This window comes from Flavobacterium sp. (assembly GCF_025352015.1).
Taxonomy (GTDB): domain Bacteria; phylum Bacteroidota; class Bacteroidia; order Flavobacteriales; family Flavobacteriaceae; genus Flavobacterium.
Genome location: NZ_JANXUG010000069.1, coordinates 1 through 3,535 on the forward strand (window position 1 = coordinate 1; position 3,535 = coordinate 3,535).

4 protein-coding genes are annotated in these 3,535 nt (G+C 32.2%); all 4 read left to right on the forward strand.

What is annotated here, in order from left to right:
* Window positions 1-205 precede the first annotated feature (205 nt).
* Entirely contained in the window at window positions 206-1,162 is a 957-nt protein-coding gene (locus tag Q0Q96_RS06980) for a 2-dehydropantoate 2-reductase (protein WP_293872584.1), read from the forward strand.
* A 15-nt stretch (window positions 1,163-1,177) separates the two neighbouring features.
* Window positions 1,178-2,068, forward strand: a complete 891-nt coding sequence (locus Q0Q96_RS06985; RefSeq protein WP_293872586.1) for a hypothetical protein — start codon at window positions 1,178-1,180, stop codon at window positions 2,066-2,068.
* A gap of 3 nt (window positions 2,069-2,071) precedes the next feature.
* Window positions 2,072-2,890: a 3-methyl-2-oxobutanoate hydroxymethyltransferase gene (panB, locus tag Q0Q96_RS06990; protein WP_293872588.1), complete on the forward strand. Its 819-nt coding sequence runs from the start codon at window positions 2,072-2,074 to the stop codon at window positions 2,888-2,890.
* 62 nt (window positions 2,891-2,952) lie between these two features.
* Complete coding sequence (locus Q0Q96_RS06995; protein WP_293872590.1) at window positions 2,953-3,453, forward strand: acyl-CoA thioesterase; 501 nt, start codon at window positions 2,953-2,955, stop codon at window positions 3,451-3,453.
* The last annotated feature ends 82 nt before the right edge of the window (window positions 3,454-3,535 follow it).

Here is a 3,535-nt window from a genome sequence, read left to right on the forward strand (position 1 = left end):
CTAATGAAAAAAGATTGAAATACATAAGAATGGACACTTGGGCAGACAACCCAAATATTATTGAATATTATAAAAGTTATGGCTTTCAATTTTTAGAAAATTATACAACTCCAAATACGCCAGAACTACCCGACCAACATCGAAACCTAAAAGTTGCATTATTAGAAATGAAATTATAACCTGTTAAAATTTAAAAAAAATAAAAATGATTGAAACTAAAAAAACTAGAATTGCAATTGCTGGTATTGGTGGCATCGGCGGATATATTGGTGGGAAATTAGCACATCATTATTCCAATATCGAAAATGTAGAAATTGTATTTATTGCAAGAGGAGAAATGGCGGAAGCCATCAACAAAAAAGGATTATGGTTAGAGTCTAATGACACTTCGTTTAAATGTATGCCGACCTTAACTTCTGATAATCCTTTAGAAATTGGAACAGTCGATATATTTATTGTTTGCACAAAAAACTTTTCTGTAGAAGAGGTTTTTAAAAAACATAGTAAATGTTTAACACCAACTACAACTGTAATTACTACTCAAAACAGAGTGAATGGCAAAGAAATTATAACACCATACTTGCCTGATGGCGCAACGCTTATGGAAGGAAGTATTTATATATCTTCTAAAATAATTAAACCAGGAAAAATTCAACACGTTAGCGGTCCTTCTAAATTTATTTTTGGGACAGATGGAAAAAGTAACCATCAAGGAGAATATATCTCAAAAATATTTAATGATGCTGGTATTGATACTTTGTACACAGACAATATCAAAACTGTTCTATGGAAGAAATTTATGTTCGTTTCGCCAACGGCTATGGTAACAGCAATATATCAAATAACATTTGCTGAAATTCTTGAAAACAACGAAGCCGAATGCCTTTTTATTGAACTTGTTTCGGAATTAATGCAATTGGCTAGCGCAAAAAACATTGAAATTGATGACAATACAGTCGAAAATAATTTAAAGCTTTTGGGGAATTTTGGTAGTCAAGTAAAATCATCTTTCCAATTAGATTTAGAAAAAAACAAACCCACAGAAATTAATTCGTTAGTAAAATATGTTATTGAGGAAGCCAAATTATTTCAAGTACCAACACCAAATTTCGATAAAGCATTAATTAAATTAACACAGGAACACAAAACTTTAGTAGAATAATTAAAAACGAGAACAATGAAAAATCTAATACAAATAAGTCTAATATTTTGCCTATTTATGGCAACGAATACCAATGCACAAACTACAAAAACCGTTACCGGTTTCAATCACGTTGAAAGCGTTGCAACCGATGGTAAATTTATTTATGCTGCCGATATAGGAAAAGAATTAAACCCAACGGCAAAAGATGGCGATGGTCAAATCCTAAAACTCGACAAAAAGGGTAAAATTCTTGACGCTACTTTCGTAAAAGAAAAACTTGACGCTCCAAAAGGTTTGGCTATAAACAAAGAAGTTCTATACATTAACGACATTGACAGATTATTAGCAATCGACTTAAAAACAGGAACTAAATTATACGAAATAGACTTTAGCAAAGACACTTCTTTTTTAAACGACATCGTGGTTTGGGATAACAACACTTTATATGTTTCTGCAACAGATAAAAACAAATTGTATAAAGTAAATCTAATTGATAAATCCTATTCTGAAATTAAAACTGATGTAACTATTTCAGGCATCAATGGATTGTTTTGCTACAAAAAAGCAAGCCGAATCTATGTAAATGGGTTTGGAAGTGACAATAAACCAAATGGCATTATCGGCTTCATCAATCTAAAAGACAATACGTTTACACAAATTACTAGTTTGCAAGGGTATTATGATGGAATATTCATAAGTAAAGATGTATTGTATGTCAGTAACTGGGTTGCATTTGAGAAAAAAGGTATTATTCAAGGAATTGGAATTTACAATACTAACAGAGTTGCTAAAATCTCAACTTCAGAAGCAATTTCAGGTCCAGCCGATTTCATCATAGTAAATGACCAATTAATTGTTCCGGCAATGATGAGCGGAGAAATTCATTTTATTAAACTAGACAGTGATTTATCTCTAAAATTATAACAAATGTCAGTAGCAAAAAAAGAATACAAGCGCATTACCATCAAGACACTTTCTGATATGAAAGTGAATAGTGAAAAAATATCGATGCTAACCGCATACGATTATACGATGGCAAAAATAGTAGATACTGCTGGTATCGATGTTATTTTAGTTGGTGATTCGGCAAGTAATGTGATGGCGGGACACGAAACAACCTTGCCTATTACACTAGACCAAATGATTTACCACGCTTCTTGTGTTGTAAGAGCGTGTACGAGAGCATTAATCGTTGTCGATTTGCCTTTTGGTTCCTATCAATCCGATTCCAAACTAGCTTTACATTCGGCAATTAGAATTATGAAAGAAAGTGGTGCACACGCTGTAAAAATGGAAGGTGGTCACGAAGTAAAAAAATCAATTAAGCGAATTATAAATGCGGGAATTCCAGTAATGGGACATTTAGGATTAACACCGCAATCTATTTATAAATTCGGAACTTATACCGTTAGAGCCAAGGAAGAAACCGAAGCAAATAAATTATTGGAAGATGCTAAAATATTAGAAGCAGCAGGATGTTTCGCAATAGTTTTAGAAAAAGTACCAGCCAGTTTAGCAACAAAAGTGTCTCAAAGCATTTCTATTCCAGTAATCGGAATTGGAGCAGGAAGCGGTGTCGATGGGCAAGTATTGGTTTTACACGATATGCTTGGAATGACACACGAATTTAGTCCACGTTTCCTGCGTCGATATATGAACCTTTATGAAGATATGACTATGGCTATTGGTCAATTTATTACTGATGTAAAAATAGTCGATTTCCCTAATACCAACGAGCAATATTGATCTTCAAATATTTAAAACCAATTTTAAGAAATTAACTTTTTCCAATACTAAAATTTATAAAAATGAATAAAAATCCAAATTCAGTTTATACGGTTCGTTTCAACGACTGTGATTTGTTCGGACATTTAAATAATGCCAGATATATTGACTACTTTTTGAATGCCAGAGAAGACCATTTAAAAGAGTATCATAACCTGAACTTATCCGAATATTACAAGAAAGATATAGCTTGGTTAGTCGGCGGGCATGAAATAGCTTATTTACGTCCCGCACTTTATAATGAAGTTGTAACAATACAAACCACTTTATTAATTGCTGATAATGAGTTCCTTTACCTTGAAGCAATAATGATGAACGAAAAACAAAATCATCTAAAAGCCATTATGAGAACAAAGTTTATACCCATAAATACAAAAACGGGAAAAAAAGAACAGCACCTACCAGAATTTATGGAATGGGCTAAAACTATTGAAAATTCTGAAATAGATAAACAAGGAAATCTGGAACAAAGAATTAAACAAATAACCGCTGAATATAAAATAAAAGAGACCGTCAAAGAGTAACACCAAAATCATGTAGTAACAAAAATCATATAGCGAATCTTACTTCTTAAAGTTAAATCTGATGGAATTAATTTTTATAAAA